The organism is Bacillus sp. MC1252 (assembly GCF_056838025.1).
In genome coordinates, this window is the sequence record NZ_CM166369.1 from 370,652 (window position 1) to 395,448 (window position 24,797).

Consider the following 24,797-nt stretch of genomic DNA (forward strand, 5'->3'; position numbering starts at 1 on the left):
GAAGAGGTGGACTATGAGCAAACAGAAAATTCAAAAGGTATATCCTTTAACACCAATGCAAGAAGGCATGCTGTATCATGCCATGCTAGACCCTAATTCCTCCTCTTATTTCACACAGCTTGAGCTTGGAATAAGCGGAGAGTTTGATCTCGATCTTTTTGAAAAGAGTCTCAATGAGCTTATACGGACATATGACATTCTCCGTACAGCCTTTGTCTATCAGCAATTGCAAAAGCCTCGTCAGGTTGTACTAGCTGAACGTCATCTAGATGTGTATAGAGAGGATCTATCTCATCTGAATCATCAGGAGCAGCAAAAGGTATTAGATCAATATAAAAAGCAATTGAGAAAGCAAGGATTTCACTTAACGAATGATCTGTTGTTGAAAGTCGCTGTTTTTCAATTAAATGAAACAAACTGGCATCTCATTTGGAGCAACCATCACATCATCATGGATGGTTGGTCCATGGGTGTTTTGATGAAAAAACTGTTTCATTACTATGAATCTTACCGAAACGGACGAACGCCTGACCGCTCACAAGGTAAGCCTTATGCAGACTATATCCAGTGGCTTGGAAAACAAAACAAACAAGAAGCGGAAGGCTATTGGAAGGAGCGTCTAGACGGTGCTGTTCAGCATCAAGGGCTGCTTCATCAGAAAGAGACGAACGGGCAATACGACCATCAGGAATCGACGTTCACATGGGATGCTGACATGGTACAAGCCATTCAAGATGCAGCAAGACAATGCCAAGTGACAGCACCGAACCTGTTTCAAGCTGTCTGGTCCGTTCTTTTAGGCACATATCATGCGGCAGATGATGTCACATTCGGAACGGTCGTATCGGGAAGGCCTCCAAGTGTGTCTGGGATTGAGCGCATGGCAGGGCTGTTTATCAATACGATACCAGTCCGGGTGACATTGGATCAGGAGCAGACTTTCAAACAACTGTTTCAAAAGGTTCAGCAGCATGCCCTGGAAGCGGAAAGCTATGATTTCATGCCGCTTTATGAGATTCAGCAAAAGACAGCCGGTGGAGGACAGCTCTTCGATCACTTGGTTGGGTTTGAGAACTATCCTTTGGATCAAGAGCTGTCTGGTGACACCATGTCTGCACGTCTTGGTTTCTCGATTGATGTAAAGGGTGGATTTGAACAAACGAATTTCGATTTGAATGTCCTTGTCTATCCAGGTGAAACGTGGACATTGAAAATGAAATACAATGCAATAGCTTTTGAAGAACAGGTGATTGGAAATATCTCTAAACACCTGACCCATCTCATGAAGCAAATCATCCAAAACCCTGACGTACGCCTTCATGAAGTGACATGTATGACGGAAGAAGAAAAGCAGCAGATTGAAGCGTGGAACAAGACAGAGCGAGATTATCCGAAGCACCTGTCCATTCCTGAGCTTCTCAAGGAACGCATCAAGGCGCAGCCTGACCATCTGGCATTAGTCGAAGGAGATCGAGCATTCACATATGAAGAGCTTGGACAAGAAATCCATCAATTAGCTGGCAGTCTGGTTGAAAACGGTGTACAGCCCGAGGATGCTGTCGCGGTGTATATGAACCGATCAGCAGATGCGGTCATCGCCATTTTAGCAGTTCTTCATGCAGGGGCTGCTTATGTACCGATTGATCCATCCCAGCCTGAGGAGAGAATCCAATTTATGCTTGAAGACAGCGGCGTATCGATTTTGCTTTATGCTGACAGTCAGCCGCCAGTTTACGAAAACATCAAGGCTATTCATGTGACAGAAATGTCTAATTGCTCAAACGTGGACTTCTCAGTCCGGACGTTTCCTTCTCAATTGGCGTATATCATGTATACGTCGGGCTCAACTGGACGGCCAAAAGGTGTTCAAATTGAGCATCAGCATATTGTGAGATTAGCATGTTCTCAGGAAAAATTGGGTTTGAACGCTTCGGATCGTATGGCGCATACAGGGGCAGTCAGCTTTGATGCCATTACCTTTGAAATCTTCACCACGCTGCTGGGTGGTGCGACGCTTTATCCTGTTGACCGTAATACTTTATTGGATATCAATCGATTCGAACAATTTATTCAAACACATCAGATCTCGGCGCTCTTTTTAACGACTGGATTATTTAATCAGCTGGCTCAGCAGCGGCCGCAGATGTTCAAAGGATTAACCACATTAATCACAGGCGGCGATGTGATCAATGTGAAGAGTGCAGAGCTTGTGAAAAAGAATCATCCAGCACTTGTATTACTGAATGCATATGGCCCGACAGAAAATACAACGATCTCGACCATTTATGAAGTGAGAGGGAATGAAACGGGCACGATCCCAATTGGTCAGCCGATTCATCATTCGTCAGCCTACATTTTAGATGACTATCAAAGACTTCAGCCAATTGGAGCGCCAGGAGAGCTGTATGTCGGCGGTGATGGTGTCTCAAGAGGATATCTCCATCGTCCAGATTTGACCAATCAAGTATTCATGGCAGACCCTTTTAAGCCGGCAGGACGTTTGTATCGAACGGGGGATTTGGCTAGGTATGGCGCGGATGGCCAGATTGAATTCCTCGGCCGGAAAGATGATCAAGTGAAAATTCGCGGCTTCCGTATTGAGCTCGGTGAAATTGAAACGATGCTTCAGCAAGAGACTGGCATAGATGATGCGGTTGTACTCGTCCATGAGTCTTCTTCAGATGAAAAGGAAATCACCGCTTACTTCACGGGGACTATGACAGAAGAAGAGGTGAGAGCTTTATTCAATCAAGAGCTACCAGCTTATATGGTGCCGCACCATGTGATGAAGCTCGATGCCTTTGCGCTTACAGCGAACGGAAAGGTAGACCGAAAAGCCTTACCAAAGCCAGACGAAGCGCATCGTGAAGAGATCAAGATCATTCCGCCTAAAACCGAAACGGAAAAGGCACTCGCTCAAATTTGGGAGGAGCTCCTTGGGAAAACGATTGGAGTAGACGAGCATTTCTTCATGGCTGGGGGACATTCTCTCAAAGCGATGATGATGTCAGCGAAGATTCAAGAGGTGTTTCAAAAGGAAGTCCCGATTCAAGTGATTTTTGAGAAGCCAACGATTTGTTCACTTGCGGCATATATCGATCAGGACGGTCAAGAAGAACAGGGCCATCCGATCTTGCCAGCAACGCAGGCGGAAGAATATCCGGTGTCGCCAGCTCAGCGCCGCTTATACATTTTGCAGACACTCGAACCTGACAGCACGAACTATCATATTCCGATCGTATTAACACTTGAAGGTGTACTCGATCATCAGCGGCTCAGCTCAGCGTTTGATCAGTTGATCCAAACGCATGAAATTTTGAGAACGAGTTTTCATATGAACGGAGAAGACATTGTACAAAGGGTGCATGAACGTGCTGCATTTGACCTTCCCGTCCATGACATAAAGGAAGAAGATGCAGAGGCGTTTCTTACTGAACGTCAATCACCATTTGATTTGACAGCCGCACCCCTTTTACGAGCGCAGCTGTTGAAAGTCAATGAAAACCGTCATCTTCTAGTATTGGAAGCACATCATCTCATTACAGATGGCAGCTCCATGAAGACGTTCATTCAAGATTTGGCGAAGGCCTATGATGGAGAAGCACTTGCAGAAAGAGCCATTCATTATAAAGATTACGCTGTCTGGCAGTTAAGTGAAGAAGAGACGGAGAAACAGCGGGAGCATGAAGCGTATTGGCTGAAGCAATTCGAAGGAGAATTACCGGTTTTAGATTTACCAACAGACTATCCGCGTCCAGCCGAACGTGATTTTGCCGGAGAACGAGTGATGTTTGGCTGTGATCAAGTGACGACTCAGCGCATTCATGAATTGCTTCAGAAAACAGATACGACCTTGTATATGTTCTTGTTATCTGCATTTCAAGTGCTGCTCGCTTCTTATAGTGGGCAGGAAGATATCATCGTTGGTTCCCCTGTTGCAGGGCGGACACACCCTGATATACAGGACATGCCGGGGATGTTCATCAATACCATTGCGATGCGCGGGAAACCAGAACAAACCAAATCATTTTTACAGCTGCTTGAAGAAATAAAAGAAACGAGTGTCGAGGCTTTTGCACATCAAAGCTATCCACTCGAAGAGCTAATTGCACGTCTTCCGCTAGATCGTGATACAACTCGGAGCCCGCTCTTTAGCGTTTCGTTTAATATGCAGAACATGGAGGTTCCAGCTCTAAGGCTCGGCGATCTTCACATATCGCCTTATGCCATTCAGCATCGCTCGGTCAAATTTGATTTGTCTCTAGAGGCATTTGAACGTGAGGGAGAATTAAAACTGAGCCTTGACTATGCAACGGCATTATTTAAAGAGGAGACCGTCCGCCGGTTAGGAACTCATCTTCTGGCGATTATTCGTGAGGCGATCCACCATCCGGATGAACAGATCGGCTTGCTCAATATACTGGACCAGCATGAGCAAATGGAGCGGTTGGAGAAAAAAGATGAAGGGCAAACGAATCGTCATGAGCCATTTCATGTCCAATTTTCACGTCAGGCAAAGGAAACGCCAGATGCCATTGCGGTCATGGATGATCAAAGGAAGCTCACCTATCGCGAGCTTGATGACATGTCAAATGCACTTAGCAGTGAACTGAAGATTAGAGGCGTAGAGAAAGAAAGTACTGTGGCGCTCATCCTTGATCGCTCTGTTTATGTCATCGTCTCAATGCTCGGTGTGATGAAAGCAGGAGGTGCATTTGTACCAATTGATCCGGCTTTTCCTGCCGAACGTATCCGCTATACATTAGAAGATTCAGGTGCACAAGTCATCGTCACAAATGAGACGCATACCCATTCATATAAGGATCAGCAGTCTCTTCAAGTGGTACATGTCGAAAAAGCAGTGCACCAAAACCATTCGTTAGATCTGCCGGATGTATCGGTTGATCAGCTCGCTTATGTGATTTATACATCTGGTACAACAGGGAAGCCGAAGGGTGTACAGCTTACGCATCGTAATCTATCACACTACGTCACCTGGCTGACAAATGAGGTAACACTGCAAGAATATGATCGAACTGCACTGCTTTCTTCTTATGCATACGATCTCGGTTACACAAGCATTTTCCCTGTCTTAAAAGCAGGGGGTACACTCTATGTTCCTCGTGAAGATGTGTATACAGACCCTGTGCGTCTCATGCGTTTCATTGATGAGCAAGAATTGACTTATATCAAAATGACACCATCCCTATTTCATATGATGGCAGATTCTAAGAATCATGAATTTGACGCTTTACGCCTTGTTGTACTTGGAGGAGAATCCATTGTCCCTGAGGATGTTGAGACATTTATGAAGCAGCATCCATGCGTTGCAGTGATGAACCATTATGGTCCAACAGAGACAACCATCGGAACAGTGACCAAGCTGATCACACCGCATGAGCTGGACACTTTAAAGGAACGCTCTATAATCGGGCAGCCAATTGCTCATACAAGAGCGCTCGTATGCAATCGAGAGCAGCGCCTTGTCCCTTATGGCGCACCGGGAGAGCTTTATATATCTGGGGAAGGCGTGTCGAAAGGGTATTTGAATCAGCCTGAATTAACAGCAGAGCGTTTTCTTGAAAATCCATTTTTCCCTCAAGAGCGGATGTATCGGACAGGGGATTTGGTCAGACAGCATGCAAATGGAGACATTGAGTTTCTTGGAAGAGTAGATGATCAAGTGAAAATCCGCGGCTACCGAATTGAGAAACAAGAAATTGAGCATGCCGCGCGTGCACTTTCAACCCTTCAAGAAGTGTATGTCAAAGTGCTTCACCTGTCCCGTTTACCTGAGCTTGCGCTATATTACACAGCGCCTGAACACATTGGAACGCTGGCGTTTAGAGAAAAGCTTGCGGAGGCACTGCCGGATTATATGATTCCAACCTATTTTGTCAAAGTGGATCACATTCCGCTCACACAAAACGGAAAGGTGGATGCGAAGTCTCTGCCGCTTCCACATGAGGTGCATATGAACCGTACGGCGCACGTAGCACCAGAAACGGTACTTGAGCAAACGCTTTGTGCCATTTGGTCAGATGTTCTTGGGGTTGAACAAATCGGTGTTCATGACCATTTCTTTGAATTAGGAGGTCACTCCCTCAAAGGCATGGTACTCATTTCGAAGATGCAAGCCAAGCTAAACAAGCATGTGCCGCTCAAAGTCCTTTTTGAAAAGCCAACCATACGGGCGATGGCCGCATACTTGGAAGAAGCTGATTCTTCGGTCGTCACATCCATTCAGTCAGCGGAAAAGCAAGATTTCTATCCCGTCTCTTCCGCACAAAAGCGTATGTATGTGTTACAGCAGCTGCATCCAGACGCAGTCACCTACCATATGCCAGCCGTTTTAATGATGGAAGGAAGCCTTGATCTGCAGCAGCTGGAAGAAGCGCTTCAAGCTTTAATCGAAAGACATGAATCTTTGCGGACAGCCTTTGTGGAAATTGACGGTGTGCCAGTCCAAAAAGTTTATCGCCAGGTACCGTTTACGTTAGAGGTTGTTGAAATACAGAGCGATCAGGAGCAATCTGTCGTAGAGGAATTCATCACACCATTCTCATTACAACAGGCACCATTAATGAGAGCGAAAGTGGCAAAGCTTTCTGATGAGAAATTTGTGTTCATGATGGATATCCATCATATCATTGCAGATGGTGTCACACGCAGTCTGCTCGTTCAAGAATTGGCAGAGCTGTATGAGAAAAGGTCGTTACCGCCAGTTCAGCTGCACTACAAGGATTATGCGGTATGGCAGCAGGAGGAAAAACAGCAAGTATCGCTTGAAAAACAGCGGCAGTATTGGCTGGAGCAATATGCACAACCTCCAGAAGATTTGGCGCTTCCGCTTGATTTTCCGCGCCCTAGTGTTCAGTCATTTGAAGGAGACCGAGTCGATAGATGGTTATCTGCTAAAAAAACGCAGTCCATCAAAACGCTCATGGCTGAAAAAGGTGTGAGCTTGAACATGGTGATGCAAACCGCGTTTGCCATTTTCCTTCATAAATTAACTGGGCAGACAGATATCGTGATAGGCGCTGTGACAGCAGGACGTACACATGCTTCACTCGAACGGATTCCAGGCATGTTTGTGAATACACTGGCCCTTCGAAATGAATTGCAGCTGGAAGAAACCGCCGAGCACCTGCTTGAAAAAATGAAAGATCGCAACCTATCAGCCTATGAACATCAAGGATTCCCGTTTGAGGAATTGGTTTCACAGTTAGATCTTCCGAAAGACGCGAGCCGCAATCCATTGTTTAGTGTCATGCTGACAACGGATGACCGTGACCTGACGTTACCGGATCTGAAACTGAATGGACTAAAGCTCTCCCAAAAGCAGCAGGACACGGTTCATGCAAAATTTGACTTAACTCTTGGTGTATTTGAAGAACAAGATCAAGTGGGCCTGCGCTTTGAGTATGCAGCGGCACTGTTTAAAAAGAGTACCATTCAGCGCTGGAGTCGATATTTTGAACAAATTATAGACGAAATGCTGGCTAAGCTGAATCAGCCAATTTCAGCGCTATCTATCTTAACGAAAGAAGAAAAGAAGGAACTGCTCGGCGAATGGTCAGGACCGGTCCTCGACGTCCCGTCAGATCAAACCGTTCATGCATTGATTGAGGCACAGGCACATGAAACACCTCATCAAAAAGCGGCGACCTTCTGCGGATCCAGCTGGACATATGAAGAACTGAATAACCGGGCAAATGTAGTCGCTTCAAGACTCATCTCAAACGGCACAAAACCAGGAGATCGCGTCGGCATTCTCACCCGCCCGTCCCTTGACATGACGGCCGCCGTCCTTGGCATCCTCAAGGCTGGTGCGGCATTCGTGCCGATTGATGCCGATTATCCAGCGCAGCGCATTGCGTACATGCTGGAAGACTGCGGGGCAGAAGTGCTTCTTATCCAAAAAGAGCTCAATGCACCAACTTCTTTCACAGGTCACGTCCTGTTGATAGAAGATGCCGCAGAAGGAGGAACGCAAAACGTTCAGGTTGATGTCAAACCAACTGATCTCGCATATATGATTTACACATCCGGTACGACTGGACAGCCGAAGGGTGTCATGGTCGAACACCAGTCACTCGTGAATCTTGCTTTCTGGCACAATGATGCCTTCCGGGTGACAAATAAAGATCGAACCGCCAAATATGCCGGCTTTGGCTTTGACGCCTCCATTTGGGAGATGTTCCCGACATGGATCGCCGGCGCAGAGTTGCACATTATCGACGAAGCGATTCGCTTCGATATGATCAAGCTCAATACGTATTTCAATGACGAAGGCATCACCATTGCGTTCCTGCCAACTCAGCTATGTGAGCAGTTTATGTCGATGGACAATCACTCTCTGCGCTACTTACTGACAGGCGGAGACAAGCTGAAACAGGTGAAGCCCGTTCGATACAAACTAGTGAATAACTACGGCCCGACTGAAAATACGGTCGTGGCGACAAGCGGTATCATCAATCCAGATCAAGGCACGCTTCCTATCGGAACAGCGATTGCCAATACTCGTTTTTACATTTTGGGTTCGTTATATGACCTCTCGCCGCCAGGCGTACCGGGTGAGCTCGTCATTGCGGGGAAAGGACTGGCAAGAGGGTACTGGAATCTCCCAGAGGAGACGGACGAACGATTTGTACGAGATCCATTTTATCCAGAGGAGCGCATGTACCGCACAGGCGATTTGGTGAAATGGACAGAGGATGGCGAGCTCATCTATCTCGGCAGAAAAGACCATCAGGTCAATGTCCGCGGCTTCCGTATTGAGCTGTCGGAAATTGAAGCTCAGCTGCTTGAACTGGATTCAGTAAAAGAAGCAGTCGTGACAACGGTGAAAGATGCAAGCGATCAAGACGCCCTTGCCGCATATGTCATCACGGAGAATGGAACAGAAGACTTAAAAGAAAGCTTAAAACGCACCTTGCCAGAATATATGGTGCCACCATGGATCATAAGCCTAGACCAATTTCCAATGACGGCAAATGGCAAAGTCGATCTCAAAGCGTTGCCAGCTCCAAATATGGAAGCGGATCAAACGGCATACGAAGCCCCAAGAGACGAAATCGAAGCCCTTCTTTGCGACATTTGGGCAGACGTGCTCGGCGTGAGCCAAGTCGGCATTCATGATCATTTCTTTTTCCTTGGCGGAGATTCGATTAAAGGCATTCAAATGGCGAGCAGGCTCACGCAAGAGGGCTGGAAGCTTGATATGAAGCTGCTATTCCAATATCCAACGATTGCGGAGCTCCGTCCATATATCGAAGAAGCTGATCAAATGACAGCTGACCAATCACCTGTCGAAGGGGAAGTCATTTTGACGCCGGTTCAGCGCTGGTTCTTTGAGCGAGCATTCAGCGACCAGCATCATTGGAATCTCTCGATGATGCTTCATGCGCCAAATGGATTTGACCTTTCGATTACAGAACAAGTGATGCAGAAATTACTTTCACATCATGATGCACTGCGTATGGTCTACAGGCAGGAGCATGATGACATTCTGCAATACAATCAGCGGGATCTCACAGAACCGTTTTCGATTATTTCTCGTGATGTCTCAAAAGAGCAGGACGTGATAAAGGCCATTTCCACATATGCCAATGAGTATCAGCGTCAGCTGAACCTCCAAAAAGGTCCGCTCATGAAAGTGATTTGTTTCCATACAGAAAACGGTGATCATCTACTTATGGTGACCCACCATCTTGTCATTGACGGTGTCTCATGCCGAATTTTACTAGAGGACTTTATGTCTCTTTATCAGCAGGCAGAACAAGGACAAACACTGGTTCTGCCGCCAAAAACCCACTCCTTCAAAGAATGGGCAGAGGCGATTGAGCGCTACGCGCAGTCACAGCCATTAAAAAGCCAACATGAGTATTGGACAGGGATTGACAGCATGCCATTTACCACTTTACCTGTTGATCATGAAGTGAAAGTAAGAAAAGTCGCTCAAACCAAAGCGATCCAAATGCAGCTGACAGAAACAGAAACTGAGCATCTTTTGACCGATATTCACCTTCCGTACACAACAGAAATAAACGATGTTCTCCTGTGTGCTCTCGGTCTTGCCGTTCAGGAATGGACAGGTCAATCTCATGTACATGTGCAGATTGAAGGTCATGGAAGAGAGGATATTTTATCAGGGTTAGATGTATCCCGCACGGTTGGCTGGTTTACGAGTATGTATCCAGTCGTTCTTGAAGCGAAGCCGGGTCAGACAATAGCTGAGGCTATTAAAGGAACGAAAGAGATGCTGAGACGTGTGCCGAATAAAGGAATTGGCTACGGCATTTTAAAATACCTGACAGCTACGGAGGCGGCAGCACAACACATACATCCTGAAATCAGCTTGAACTATCTTGGGCAGATTGATCAGGAAGTGACGACAGAACTTTTTGGACCGTCCGCCTATGATATGGGACGACAAGCAAGCCCTGATTCAGAAGCTGTCTATAAGCTGAATCTCAGTGGTCTTGTTCAACACAATCGATTCATTTTGTCGTGTTCCTATTGTACAGATGAATATGAAGAACAGACGATACAGCAGTTCATGGCATTGCTGAAGGGGAAAATCCAATCCATTATCACCCATTGCTTAGCGCGTCACGAGCGAGAGTTTACGCCAAGTGACTTCTCTGCTGCTGACCTTGAAATGGATGAAATGGATGATATCTTTGACATGCTTGAGGAGAAATTGACCTAACACCACTAGATCAGTCATAAAAAAGGGAAAGGAGGAATGAAATAGATGAGTCAATTTAAAAGGGATCAAGTTCAAGACATGTATTATCTGTCACCGATGCAAGAAGGAATGCTGTTTCATACCCTCCATCATCAAGAAAAGGGTTTTTATGTAGAGCAGATGGATATGAACGTCAAGGGCACACTTCGTCATGACTTGCTTGAAAAAAGCATGAATATCATCGTGGAACGGTACGATATTTTTCGTACCGTGTTCCTCCATGAAAAAGTGAAGCGCCCTATCCAAGTTGTGTTGAAGAAACGTCCTTTTACACTTGATGTCGTGGACATGCAGGATCTTTCTGAAGACGAACAGCTTGTGCGTATTGAGGCTTTCAAACAAAAAGATCAACTGAGAGGCTTTGACCTCTCGAGGGATTCTCTCATGCGGGCCACCGTTTTCCAAACGGGCCCTGCTAGCTATCGCTGGATATGGAGCTATCACCATATCCTGCTAGATGGCTGGTGTTTTGGACTTGTCGTGCAGGAATTATATGCGGTTTACCATGCGCTTTTGCATGACCTGCCTTACAAGCTAGAGCCTGTCAAACCATATAAAGAATATATTCAATGGCTGGAAAAACAAGATAAACAAGCGTCACTTCAATATTGGCAGCAATCATTAGCAGGATTTGATGGACAATCGACCTTTAAAGAACAACGAAAACAAACAAATGAGTATGAATTAGACGAAATCGAATGGTCTATGAGCAAAGAAGAAACGGCTGCTTTATCAGAGCTAGCATTGCAGCAGAACGCCACGTTAAGCAGTGCGCTTCAATCGGTTTGGTCGATTCTGCTGAGCAGGTATCAGCGGTCAAATGATGTTCTGTTTGGAACGGTTGTGTCAGGACGTCCGGCAGATTTGGCTGGCGTTGACCGGATGGTTGGATTGTTCATCAATGTCATCCCAAGAAGAATTCAACTGACAGATCAGATGACATTTTGTTCTCTATTATCAGAAACACAGCAGCAGTCTCTTGCGGCCGAACCGCACCAATATATCCCGATATATGATATTCAGGCAAAGACAGGTCAGCAGCAGCTTATTGATCATATTGTGGTGTTTGAGAATGTCCCAGCTGCAAAGAAGGATGAACAAGAGGCACTGCTAGGATTTACTGTGGAAGATATGAATGTATATGAAAAATCGAACTATGATCTCAATTTGCTTGCATCGCCCGGAGAACAATTGCAATTGAAGCTGGCTTTTAACCAAAGAGCATTTGATCCTGCATTTGTCCACCGGTTAAAGGAGCAGCTGATTCTTTTGATAAAAGAGGCGATCAAGCATCCAGATCAATCGGTTCACACACTTACTCTCGTGACGAAGCAGGAAAAGCAGCTGATTCTTGAGGAATGGAATGCACCTGAGCTTGAGCATGATCAGCTCTATTTGTCTAAATGGTTTGAGCATAATGTCCGCAAACAGCCGAATGCGGTGGCTTTATCAGCGGAAGAGCACACGATGACATATGCGGAGCTGAATGAACAGGCCAATCGATTGGCAAGGCATTTACAAAAAAATGGGGCTGCACCTCAAACGGTCATCGCCATTTTAGCAGATCGCACGTCTGAACTCATTGTCAGCTTGCTTGCTGTCTTAAAAGCAGGCGCAACCTATGTGCCAATTGATCCTGATTATCCGGAAAGCCGCATTCAATATATGCTGAAAGATAGCAGGGCCACGCATCTTCTGACTCACTCAACCTTCATTAGTCAGGCGAAGGCACTCGCGTTTGATGGCACGTATCTTTTTGCAGATGATCAGGAAATTTCACTGATGAGCTCAGAGAATCTGCCGCTTGAAGCAGGTTTACATGATACGGCATACATCATGTATACATCTGGAACAACGGGACAGCCAAAAGGCATCATGACGACCCATTCCAATATTGCCCGGGTGGTCAAAAATACGAATTACTTAACCATTTCAGAAACAGATACATTGCTGTCGTTATCTAATAGCGTATTTGATGGCTTTACCTTTGATGTATATGGCGCGCTTTTAAACGGTGCGAAGCTTGTACTGCCGAAAAAAGAGACCATTTTAGACATGCGCGAGCTGACCGGGCTGATTAGAGAAGAAAGCATTTCTGTCATGTTTATTCCAACGGCTTTATTCCATCTTCTCGTTGATGAAGGGACAGACTGGATGCGCGGTGTGCGTAAGGTGCTGTTTGGAGGAGAGCGGGCATCGGTTCAGCATGTGAGGAAAGCCTTTGAGGTGATGGGGAAAGGCAGACTGATCAATGTATACGGCCCGACCGAATCAACAGTCTTCGCCACCTATTATCCTGTAGATGAAGCCATACCGGCAGAGGCACGTTCTATTCCAATCGGGAAGCCGCTCAATCAGACGAGTGCTTATATATTGAGTCAGCAAGGACAGCTTCAGCCGATTGGAATGGTCGGAGAACTTTGTCTTAGCGGCAAAGGACTAGCGAAGGGGTATTTGAATCGTCCGGACCTGACAAAACAAGCCTTTATCGCGCATCCATTCGCTGCGGGTGAAAGGCTGTATCGCACGGGAGACTTAGCTTATTTTCGAGAAGACGGTCTGATTGATTATGCAGGCAGAGTAGATGATCAGGTGAAAATTCGCGGACATCGAATTGAGCTGACAGAAATTGAAGCCCATCTTCTCGTGCATCCAGGTGTAAAACAAGCTGCACTCATAGCTGACCATGATGAAACAAATCATACAAGACTGCTCGCCTATATCACATGTGAGGATGAATGGAAGGACAAGCTCGATGTGATCAAGTCTGGGCTGAAGGAGCGTCTTCCGGCTTATATGCTTCCTCATGAGCTGATCAGACTCGATAACCTGCCGCTCACGACAAATGGCAAGATTGATAAACGCCAGCTGCCAAAGCCAGAGGCGCCGCAAGGAAAGCGCCATGTGAAGCTGCCAGTAAATGAAGTAGAACAAAAGCTGCTCGTGATGTGGCGGGAAGTGCTTGAACGAGATGATATTAGCACGGATGACCATTTTTTTGAGCTTGGCGGGCATTCCTTAAAAGCGATGTCTCTTTTGTCCAAGGTGTCGAAGGAATTCGAGGTCCAGGTGCCTATTCATTTGCTGTTTGAGACGCCAACGATTGAAGCAATCAGTCGTTATATTCAAAAGCAGGACCAGGAAGCCGCTGGCTATCTTGTATTCAATGAATCTCAATCGCCAACCGTCTTTGCTCTCCCGCCATTACCGGGCTACGGCTTTATCTATCAGGAAGCAGCAAAAACGCTCGATGGTGTTCGATTGATCGCCTTTGATTTTATAGAAGCTGATCACCGAATCACGCAATACGTTCAGCATATCCAGCATCTTCAGCCTGAAGGACCGCTGACTTTGATGGGGTACTCTGGCGGCTGCTATCTAGCCTTTGAGCTCGTTCAAGCGCTTGAACAAGCAGGGCGTACAGTCGAAAAGGTCATCATGATCGACTCCTATAAGAAAATTGGAGAAAGTGATTTAGAAGGACGATCCATTGATGATGATATAGATGCGATTGTCCATCAGTCGAAGCAAAGTGAATTGGCTCATGCGGAGCTCGTCCAAGAAGCGCTTGCTCAAAAGACACGGGCCTACTATGAAACATTTGTTAAGGGGGTGAATCAAGGAGAGATACAGGCAAATATTGCTTTCATCCAATCTGAAGAACAAATGGACATTCCGGACTGGATGGAAGGTTGGGAACATGCGACGACTGGTGCTTTTAGCCAATATCAAGGCTACGGTCAACACGCTGAAATGTTCAAGCATAAAGAATGTGCAGCTCAAAATGCACAGCTGATCAAAAGGATATTCAATCAAAAAAATAGAGAACCAGTCTTGTAAACTTTAGGTTAGGCAGGGGTGCAGTCTTGCAGCCCTGGCTGACAAAAAAGGAAAGGAACTCATATGAAACCATCAACCATTAACCAATCTAGTGTAAATGAATCAATGGATGCGATTTTACAAGATGTAAAGACAACCATTTTACAAACCAACGAAATTGAACGCTTCGCTGTTTTTTCGCGTGAAAAAACCATTCGACCGCGGCCATATCACCTCTCTCATTTATTTCTCGACAATCATTTTGAGCAGGAGGCCGCAGCTGAATCGATACACACGCAAACGGCTGCGCCTGCTTTAGCTGACATGCCGCCCGCCCTTTCCTATGGAGGGGATCTAGATGTCACAACAGGAGCACAGACCTTGCAGGACGTCTTAACAGAGGCAGCAAAAACGACAAATGGACTCACCTATATCGTGAATAGCGAGAACGAACTCAAGCAATCCTACGCGCGGTTAAAGGAAGACGCTGAGCGGGTTCTGACGGGTTTAAGAGAGCTGGGTCTAAAGGCAGGCGATCCTGTTTTCTTTCAATTTTCATCGAATCATGCGATGGTGACAGCCTTTTGGGCATGTGTGTTAGGCGGATTTGTTCCGACACTTGTATCGGCTGCTCCGACCTACCGGGAGATGAATGCCGCAGTGAAGAAGCTCCATCATGCATGGGAGCTGCTAGAGCATCCGCTCATTTTAACAGATGAATCACTGATCGAAGAGGTGCAAGGCTTAGCTTTACTGTGGCACACAGATCAATTACATGTAGCAGCAGTCGAGCCGATGCTTTCTTTAGAAAGGGATACAGAGGCTCATCCTGCGGCGCCAGATGATTCCGTCTTTTTTATCTTAACGTCTGGAAGTACAGGGATGCCAAAATGCGTAGAGCATTCTCATAGAAGTGTGCTTGCGAATGTCAAAGGAACGGTGGCAGCCAATCAATTTACACAAGAGGATGTCTCGTTAGACTGGATGCCTTTAGACCATATTGGCGGTATTGTCATGTTCCACCTTGTCAATGTGTATACGGGCTGTGAGCAGATTCGGGCAAAAACAGATGATTTCATCGCTCAGCCGCTGCGCTGGCTTGACTGGATGGACCGCTACCGTGTAACGAAGACGTGGGCGCCTAACTTCGCGTTTGCGATGATCAATGATTATGAGAAAGAAATCTCTTCAGGGTCTTGGGACCTTTCTGCCATGACCTGCATGATCAATGGGGCAGAAGCAGTCGTACCGAAGACGATTCACCGGTTTTTACACCTGCTGGCTCCGCACGGCTTAAAGGGAGATATCATCAGGCCGGCTTTCGGTATGTCTGAAATCTCATCAGCAGTTGTCTTCTCCTTTGCGATTGAGCGGGGAGATGAAAACAGCGGGGTACTGACCTTTGAAGAAACATCGCTGACAGAGCAGCTAAGACCAGCTGAGGCGCGTGAGACGGGAACTGTCAGCTTTACAGAGCTGGGAAGACCGATTCCAGGTATCACGATTCGCATCGTCAATCATCAGCAGGAGCTTCTTCCAGAAGATCACATTGGCAGCGTGCAAATCAAAGGGCTAACGACAATGAAGGGCTATTACAAGAATGACGAAGCGAATCAAGAAGTATTTCAAACGGATGGCTGGTTTCACACGGGAGATTTAGGTTTCCTGCACGAAGGAAGGCTGACGTTAACCGGTAGAGAAAAAGACATGATCATCATCAACGGGAAAAATTATCACAACTATGAAATTGAAGCCATTGCAGAGGAAGTGCGAGGAGTAGAAACGAGCTTTGTGGCTGCTTGCTCCGTTCGGATGGAGGCTTCTGCATCCGATGAACTGATTCTCTTTTTTACACCGAAGCTATATGAGCCTTCTTATATCATGAGGGCAAGCCAGCACATCAAATCCCATATTGCGACAAAAATGGGTCTGTCTGCATGGCGCATTATTCCTGTCCAGAAGCATGCATTTCCGAAAACAAGCTCTGGCAAAATAGAAAGGGCGCAGCTCAAGACAAGATGGCAGGAAGGCGAATTCGATGAAATCATCAAGGAAATGGACATCAGACTAGAAAATGAACACACCTTGCCTGATTGGAGCTATCAAAAGGAGTGGACACCTGCTCCGCTTGATGCAGCTGAAAAGCAAATAACAGGGGACATTGTGATCTTTGCAGACGCATTAGGGCTGGCAGATCAATTGAGATCTCTTTCAAACAGCGAACAAACATGCATTACGGTTGAACCGGGTCAAGAATTCACACAACTCACTCATACTCACTTCATCATTCACCCGAATCGGCCGTCTGACTACGAACAACTCTTTGAGACGCTCCGTTCGTATGGCGTTTCGGTGAAACACATCATTCACCTTTGGAACTATACAAGCCAAGAAGACAAGCTTCATGTGGCCAAGGCGAAACAAGCACAGAAAACAGGCAGCATGAGTGCATTATTTTTAACAAAAGCGATTTCCGTCTATGAGGAACCTGTGGCGGTCACCTTTGTCTCAGCCCATGCGATGAATTTGCCGGAGGATCACACACATGATGTAGAAAAAGCGACGACAGTGGGACTGATGACAGCTGTTCAGCATGAATGGCCGTTTATCAAGGTAAAATGTCTTGATTTTTCTCTGACAAAATCGGCATCTAGTGATTCCCATGCATCAGCGATTATGGCAGAACTCACACATGACAAATACAGTCATGTTGCCGCTTATCGCGGGAGTGTTCGTTATATTCCTCTTTTGACACCTCTTCATCTGGAAAAGGAACAGAAGATGAAGAAACCGCCATTTGAAGCATCTGGGCTCTATGTGATGACAGGTGGGCTTGGCGGAATTGGGCGTATGCTCAGTGAACACCTGCTGAAATCTGATCAAGCACACCTCGTGTTGCTTGGGAGAAAGGAGCGAGAGGCTTTATCTGCGGAGCAGCAAGACATATTGACTTCACTCGAGAAACAGGCGAAAGACCATGGTGGCACCGTTCTTTATGAAAAAGTGGATATCACTGATGCGAAAGAGGTTGAAGCCCTCATCTCCAGGCAGGAGGTGGCTCGAGCCAAAAGGCTGGATGGCATCATTCATTTTGCTGGCATCATTCAAGAAGAGCTGCTTGCTGACATGACGTCCGTTTCTTTACATGACATGTACGCAGCAAAGGTATATGGAACGATTGCGCTTCATGAAGCTGCTTCCAAACGTCAAAACGTCTTATTCCTTTCTAGCTCGTCAGCACGTACGTTAAAGGGCGGTATGACAGTTGGCGCCTATTGCGCTGCTAATGAGTTCGTTGAACAATTTGCTCATTATCAGAAGCTGACATCTACAGTGAAGCCGTATTGCTTTAGTTTCAGCATGTGGGATGAGATCGGAATGAGCGAAGGCTCCATGATCAAAGGCATTTTAAAAGAAAGAGGCTATCTCCCGATTTCAAAGCAGGCAGGCTTCCAAACGATGCTGGCATGTTTGATGACAGATGCTTCACTCATTTATACGGGATTAGATCGGTCGAAGAAAGAGATTCAGGAGATGGTGCATGCTGAGATACAAAAAGAGCAAGCCATTTATGTCTTTTTCAAAACCGATCAAACAAAGGCGATTGAAGAACGGCTGTATCATTCCATTCATACGTGTTTACAGTCTCGTCTATCTGGTGAATACTCCGTGCATCTCTATCCTGAGGAATGTTGGAAAGAAACAGAAGACGGGGTGCCGGACGAAGCGTTTTTCAATGAATTAATAGAAGAAAGCGGACAGGATTCAGAGGACAGAGCACCTCAAACAGAGACGGAGAAACTTTTGGCACACATTTGGTCAGAGCTGCTCGATGTCTCAAATATCAGCTGCGGTGATCATTTCTTTCTACTGGGAGGTCATTCGCTCAAGGCAACGCAAATGCTGTCTGCGGTAAGACAAAGAACGGGATTTGACGTGCCGCTCGCTGTTCTTTTTGAACATACGAGACTTGGGGAATTAGCGGACTGGATCGATTCACATGCCAAAACGGATGAAGCGATTCCGATCAGAAAAATGGAAAAGGATCAGAAGATACCGATGTCCTACGCCCAGAAAAGACAATGGTTTCTCTATCAATTAGAGCCAGATCTGCCGTTTTACAATAATACGATTTCCTTTCGAATGAATGGACCTTTAGATGTGAAGATGCTTCATAGCAGTCTGCAGCATATGGTGCAAAGACATGAATCGCTCAGAACATCCTTTACAATGAGCGGAGATGAACCGGTACAGATCATTCATGAACATATGACCAATCCAGAGCTTGAGGTGGTGGATCTTTCAGACATAGCTTCACAGGAAGAAAAAGAACAAAAAGCAGCTGAATGGGCGAAAAGAGAGGCGGGCACACCGTTTCAATTAGAAAATGAAGCGCTCTTTCGAGTGAAGCTTATTCGGCTTTCGGCCACAGATCATGTGCTGCTGATGTCCATTCACCACATCGTGTCAGATGGATGGTCGATCGGCATTGCCGCGAGAGAGCTATCCGAATGGTATACAGCGATGATTGAAGGGCGAGAGCCTCACCTGCCGCCACTGCCAATTCAATATGCCGATTATGCGCTATGGCAGAAGGAGTATTTGACAGGAGAGACACTGCATAAGCAGCTTTCTTATTGGAAGGAGCAATTTGCGGCACCTGTGGAAGACTTGGTATTGCCGTATGACCATCCGCGTCCGGCCGTTCAATCCTACAGAGGAAAAACGAAAAAATACCGCTTGTCGAAGTCGTTGTCTGAGCAGCTCGCTGCACTTTCCAAGAAAACAGACAGCACACTTTATATGACCTTACTTTCTGCTTTCTCTACGCTTTTACATCGATTGTCTTCACAGGATGAGTTTGTGATTGGGTCGGTCATTGCTGGAAGAAATCGGACTGAGATGGAGCATTTGATCGGGTTTTTCGTGAATACATTGGCACTTCGGATCGACCATAGCGGGAATCCTGCATTTGCAGAGCTATTAGAGCGAGTGAAAGAGACAACAGTCGGCGCTTATGCGCATCAGGATGTGCCGTTTGAGATGGTGGTAGATGAACTGAACATTGTCCGTGATGCCAGTAAGCAGCCGCTGTTTCAGGTCATGTTCGTTCTGCAAAACTTACCGCTGGAAGCATCTCCAATGGGGGAGGCGACATCGGTTTTAGCCATTGAAGATAACGATACAGCTAAATTCGATCTATCCCTATTTGTTTTTGAAGGGGATGAGGGTCTTCAATTAAAACTTGAGTATGATGCGGACTTATTTTCTGAAGGCACGATGGATCGATTCCTCCGTTACTATGAGCATCTGCTCGAAAGTATTTGTGAAAATCCAGCGCAGCCGATCAGACAAATGAATTTCCTGCCAGAAAAAGAGAAGCATCAATTGCTCTATGAATGGAGCGGCAAAACGGATCAACCAGCAGGCTCACTTCTGATTACGGAACGATTTGAAGCGCAAGTGAAAAAGACACCTCATGCCGTTGCTCTCGAATCCCAGGGAGAGCAGTGGACGTATCGTGAGTTACAAGAGAAAGTCGATCGGCTTGCCGCCTATTTGCAGCAACGAGGAGTCAACCCGCATGAACCAGTAGGGCTTTTGATCGACAGGTCGCCTGAAATGATTCTTGGGGTGCTGGCAATTGTGAAAGCTGGAGGAGCTTACGTGCCAATTGATCCTGAATATCCAGAATCACGCATTGATTATATGCTGAAGGATACAGGCATTCAGCTTTTGCTGACAAAAAACGAATGGCTGAAAAAGGTGTCGATCAGTCAAACCGAGCTCATTTGTCTTGACGAGGGGTATGAAGAGTTTTTATCAGAAGCTGAACTCATGCCCGCTGCCTTAAAACCTGATGGGCTTGCTTATATCAATTACACATCAGGATCAACTGGACAGCCAAAAGGAGTTCTGATCCCGCATCAAGCGGTCATCCGGCTTGTATGTGAAACGGATTATGTCACCCTTGATGAACATACGCGCATTTTACAAATCGCGAGCTTCTCTTTTGATGCCTTTACGTATGAAATATGGGGAGCCCTTCTGAACGGGGGAAGGCTCATACTCACCGATCGAAATACGATTTTATCAATGGATACGCTGGCTGACACGCTGAAAGCTTACAAGATCACAACAGGGTTCCTGACTGTGCCGCTGTTCAACCGGTTAACAGAGGAACATCCAGAAGCCTTATCTGGATTCAACGCATTATTGGTCGGCGGTGATGCTTTGTCAGCCGCTCATATCCGTAAAGCACTGCCGTATTTGCCTGAAGGGCTTTTAAACGGCTATGGACCAACTGAGAATACGACGTTCTCCTGTGTGCATCACATTCGAGCATTGGACGAAGGTCAGGCGACGGTTCCAATCGGTCAGCCAATCACTTATTCACAAGCCTATGTATTAGATGACCAGCTGCAGCCAGTCCCGCAAGGCGTCATTGGTGAGATCTACGTTGGCGGAACAGGGCTTGCACTTGGCTACCTTGGAGATGAAGAAAAAACAACGCAATCATTTATCCCGCATCCTTTCCAAGAAGGAGCGCGTTTATATAAAACAGGCGATATGGGCCGCTGGCTGTCAAATGGCATCATCGACTGCCTTGGAAGAATTGATCATCAAGTGAAAATTCGCGGTCACCGCGTTGAATGCGGAGAAATTGAAGCCGCGATGCTGAGCTTTGAAGACATCATAGAATGTGCTGTTATCCCGCATCAACACGAGAGTGGTCATAAACGCTTGATCGGTTATTTTGTCCAAAAAGGTGCATTGACCCAGCAAGCCATTCGCCAAGCATTAAAAGAAATGCTGCCAGATTATATGGTGCCAAGCCTATTGATGGAGCTGGATGAACTGCCGCTCACGCCAAACGGCAAGGTAGACCAAAAGCGTCTCCCGCCGCCAGAGTGGAGGCAGGAAGAAGTGGATACGCCAATTGACAGGGCAGCCAGTGAGGAAGAACGAGTGTTAGAAAAAGTGTGGTCTCAGCTGCTTGGTGCTCCTTCTATCGGTGTACATGATAACTACTTTGAGCTTGGCGGAGATTCCATTATTGTCATACAAATGGTGGCACGCTTAGCACAGGAAGGCTACACCATCCAGCCGAGAGATGTGTTTGAAAAGCAGACCATTTCACAGCTTGCCCGCGCCATGAAAAAGGCAGATGTTTCAGTGTCTTATGATCAGTCACCTATTACAGGAGATGTTCGTCTGCTTCCGATCCAATCTTGGTTCTTTGAGCAATCGATGACAAACCAAGATTATTGGAATCTATCGGCACATTTCGAATTCAAGCAGTCCGTGCCGCTAAAGCAGTTGACACAGGTTCTCTCAAAGCTTGTCGATCATCACGATATGCTGAGAGCGGCATATACAAAAGAGTCAGATGGCACGTGGATCCAAACGATTCGTGAGCCCGGCATCACCCCTTGTATCACATGCTTTGATTTGACGGATGTTTCTCAGGAGGAAGCGCTTGAACAAATCCGATTAGAGACAGGCGCTTGTCAAGGAACATTGTCATTAGAGCGAGGAGAAGTGATCAAGGTGATTCTTTTTCACACAAGTCATGACACATCAGAGCTTTTCATCGCTGCCCACCATCTCGTCATGGATGGAATATCGTGGCGCATTATACAGGAAGATGTATTAAATGGACTGAAGCAGCTTGCTGCGGGGCAGGACATAGTACTTGCAAAGAAAACCGCCTCCTATGAGCAGTGGGCAGATGCACTATATGAATATGCACAAACAGATCAATTACAAGAGCAGGCCTCTTTTTGGCAAAAGATCACGGATCAAGAGGAAGAGGGTTCCCCTTTTCAAACGCCTGCGCTTTCTAATATAGAAGAACATGCAGATATCCTGTCTGTTCAATTGACGAAGGAACAAACCGACATTTTACTAAGGCAGGCATCTCAAACGTACCGAACAGAGGTAAACGATTTACTCTTATCAGGACTCACGCAAGCCGTTGGAAAGCCAATACTCATGACGTTAGAAGGGCATGGACGCGAGGATTTATTTGAACAGATGGATTTGTCACGGACAGTCGGCTGGTTTACAAGCTCTTATCCTATTTTTATTCCTTTTATCAAAACCGATATCGAAAGACAAATCAAAGACGTCAAAGAAACCTTAAGAGCTGTGCCGCAAAAGGGAATTGGCTATGGCTTACTTCAATACATGACAGAATCTCGTTTACTCAAAACGGCAGCGCCGCAGATGAGCTTTAATTACCTTGGACAGTTAGATCAGACAGATGGCGAGGTAAAGCTTTATTTAGCAGATGAACGAAATGGGTATGTTCACGATCCGAAAGCAGAAAGGCAGCATTTGATTGATGTGTACGGATACGTTGTCAATGGACAGCTTCAAATGAATTTTATGATCAATCGAGAGTTGCTCCAGCATGAAGATGTGCGCCTGTTACCTGAGCGTTTCAAAGAAAAAATGGAGGACATTCTGACGCATTGTATAGAGGCAAGAGGCGGCTTTACACCATCTGATTTCCCAATGGTTCAGCTCACGCAAAAGCAAATAGACGAGCTTCCAGACAATGTGGTCGATGTGTATCCACTGTCTCCAATGCAGCAAGGGATGCTGTTTCATGCACTGTTAGATCAAGCGTCACAAGCTTACTTTGGTCAGGTGCATATGACGCTCGAAGGCTTAACGGACGGCAAGGCCTATGAACAAGCATGGAATCTCCTTGTAGAACGTCATTCGATTTTGCGGACAAGATTCGCTTGGGAAGGGTTAAAGGAGCCTGTCCAGTTGATTCAATTAGAAGGAAGCATTCACCTCACTCAGCACGATGTGCGCCACCTGAGTGAAACGGATCAGAAGAAGACCATTGAACACTATTTAGTATCCGATCGTTCAAAGGATTTCGATTTAGAACATATTGATGAACCGCTCATTCGCATTGCTTTATTCCATTGTGATGAGAAAAAATGCACGTTTGTCTTTAGCTTTCATCACATTTTAATAGATGGCTGGAGCTTGTTCAGCTTTATTGAAGAATCCTTTGCGCTGTATCGTTCTCTTGTGGATGAACGAGAGATCAGCCTTCCTGCTGTACGTCCATATAAAGATTTTATCGAGTGGCTGCAAAAGCAGGATCAAGGGAAGGCGCATACGTTTTGGAAACATTATATGTCAGGGGTAGAGGAAGCAACACCGCTTCCTGGAGACGGCGAGCATGCTTCGGATCAAGAAGCAGGTATCACGCAGGTCAGCGTCAAACTGACGCCCCAGATGCAGCGTAAGCTGGAAGAAATGACAGGCACGCAGAAGGTCACGATGAGCACACTGATACAGTCAGCGTGGGGACTGCTCCTGCACCTTCATTCAGGCTCAGAGGATGTCATATTTGGTGTGACAGTGTCTGGCCGGCCAGCGGACTTACCAGAGGTGGAAAGCATGACAGGGCTCTTTATTAACACATTGCCGCTCCGTTTGCCGATTGCACCAGACTGGACCATCGCCCGCCTGCTGGCACATACGCAGGAAACCGTTTTTCACATGCGGGAATTTGAGTATACAGTGCTGCCAGATATTCAGCAGATGACCGATATCCCAAGTGGAGAATCATTGTTTGACAGCATTGTCGTGTTTGAAAACTATCCGATTGAATCCATTGAGCCGTATGGCGTACGCATCTTAGACATCGCAAGCCATGAAGAAACGAATTATGACTTAACCCTTGTGGCTGTCCCGGGAGATACGATGGAGCTTCGGGTCACATACCGTTTAAATCAATATACAGAAAAGCAAATACAGACGCTGATGCAGCAGCTGATTCACACACTTGAAGCCATGACAGAACAAGTGGAGACACCGCTCTCTTCCTTTACGATCGTGACAAATGAAGAAAAAGAACGGATGATCAGCGATTGGGCGAGAAACGCACAAGTCAGCGTGCTGTACCCAGACCAAGAAGAGGTCTACTCAGGTGTGCATGATCCTTCCTGTGAAACGGACATTTATGTCCTGAGTGAAGAGCATCAGCTCATGCCGATAGGCTTTCCTGGAGATATCTTTATCGGCGCAAAGGATATAAAAGCACTTTGTGGGGAGCTTGCTGATTGGATGGAGACGCATAAAATTCCGCATCCATTCAAACATCAAACAGGCGAATACCTCTATCCGACAGGGGATGTCGGCGTTTGGACTGAAAAAAGCAAGATTCAGATTTTGGATTGGATGTAGGAGGAGA

The 24,797-nt window shown here is 46.3% G+C and carries 3 protein-coding genes; all 3 read left to right on the top strand.

Annotated features, from left to right (window positions below):
• Positions 1–13 precede the first annotated feature (13 nt).
• The gene (locus ACYH0L_RS01945; protein WP_482354304.1) at positions 14–10,714 is read left to right on the top strand and encodes a non-ribosomal peptide synthetase; all 10,701 of its coding nucleotides are present in this window, start codon (positions 14–16) and stop codon (positions 10,712–10,714) included.
• 45 nt (positions 10,715–10,759) lie between these two features.
• The gene (locus ACYH0L_RS01950) at positions 10,760–14,593 is read left to right on the top strand and encodes a non-ribosomal peptide synthetase (protein ID WP_482354305.1); all 3,834 of its coding nucleotides are present in this window, start codon (positions 10,760–10,762) and stop codon (positions 14,591–14,593) included.
• 63 nt (positions 14,594–14,656) lie between these two features.
• Complete coding sequence (locus tag ACYH0L_RS01955) at positions 14,657–24,790, top strand: non-ribosomal peptide synthetase (RefSeq protein ID WP_482354306.1); 10,134 nt, start codon at positions 14,657–14,659, stop codon at positions 24,788–24,790.
• The last annotated feature ends 7 nt before the right edge of the window (positions 24,791–24,797 follow it).

Bases quoted from the DNA above. Each gene is read 5' to 3' on its own strand.
- ACYH0L_RS01945 (WP_482354304.1), top strand. From the start codon at position 14: ATGAGCAAACAGAAAATTCAAAAGGTATATCCTTTAACACCAATGCAA.
- ACYH0L_RS01950 (WP_482354305.1), top strand. From the start codon at position 10,760: ATGAGTCAATTTAAAAGGGATCAAGTTCAAGACATGTATTATCTGTCA.
- ACYH0L_RS01955 (WP_482354306.1), top strand. From the start codon at position 14,657: ATGAAACCATCAACCATTAACCAATCTAGTGTAAATGAATCAATGGAT.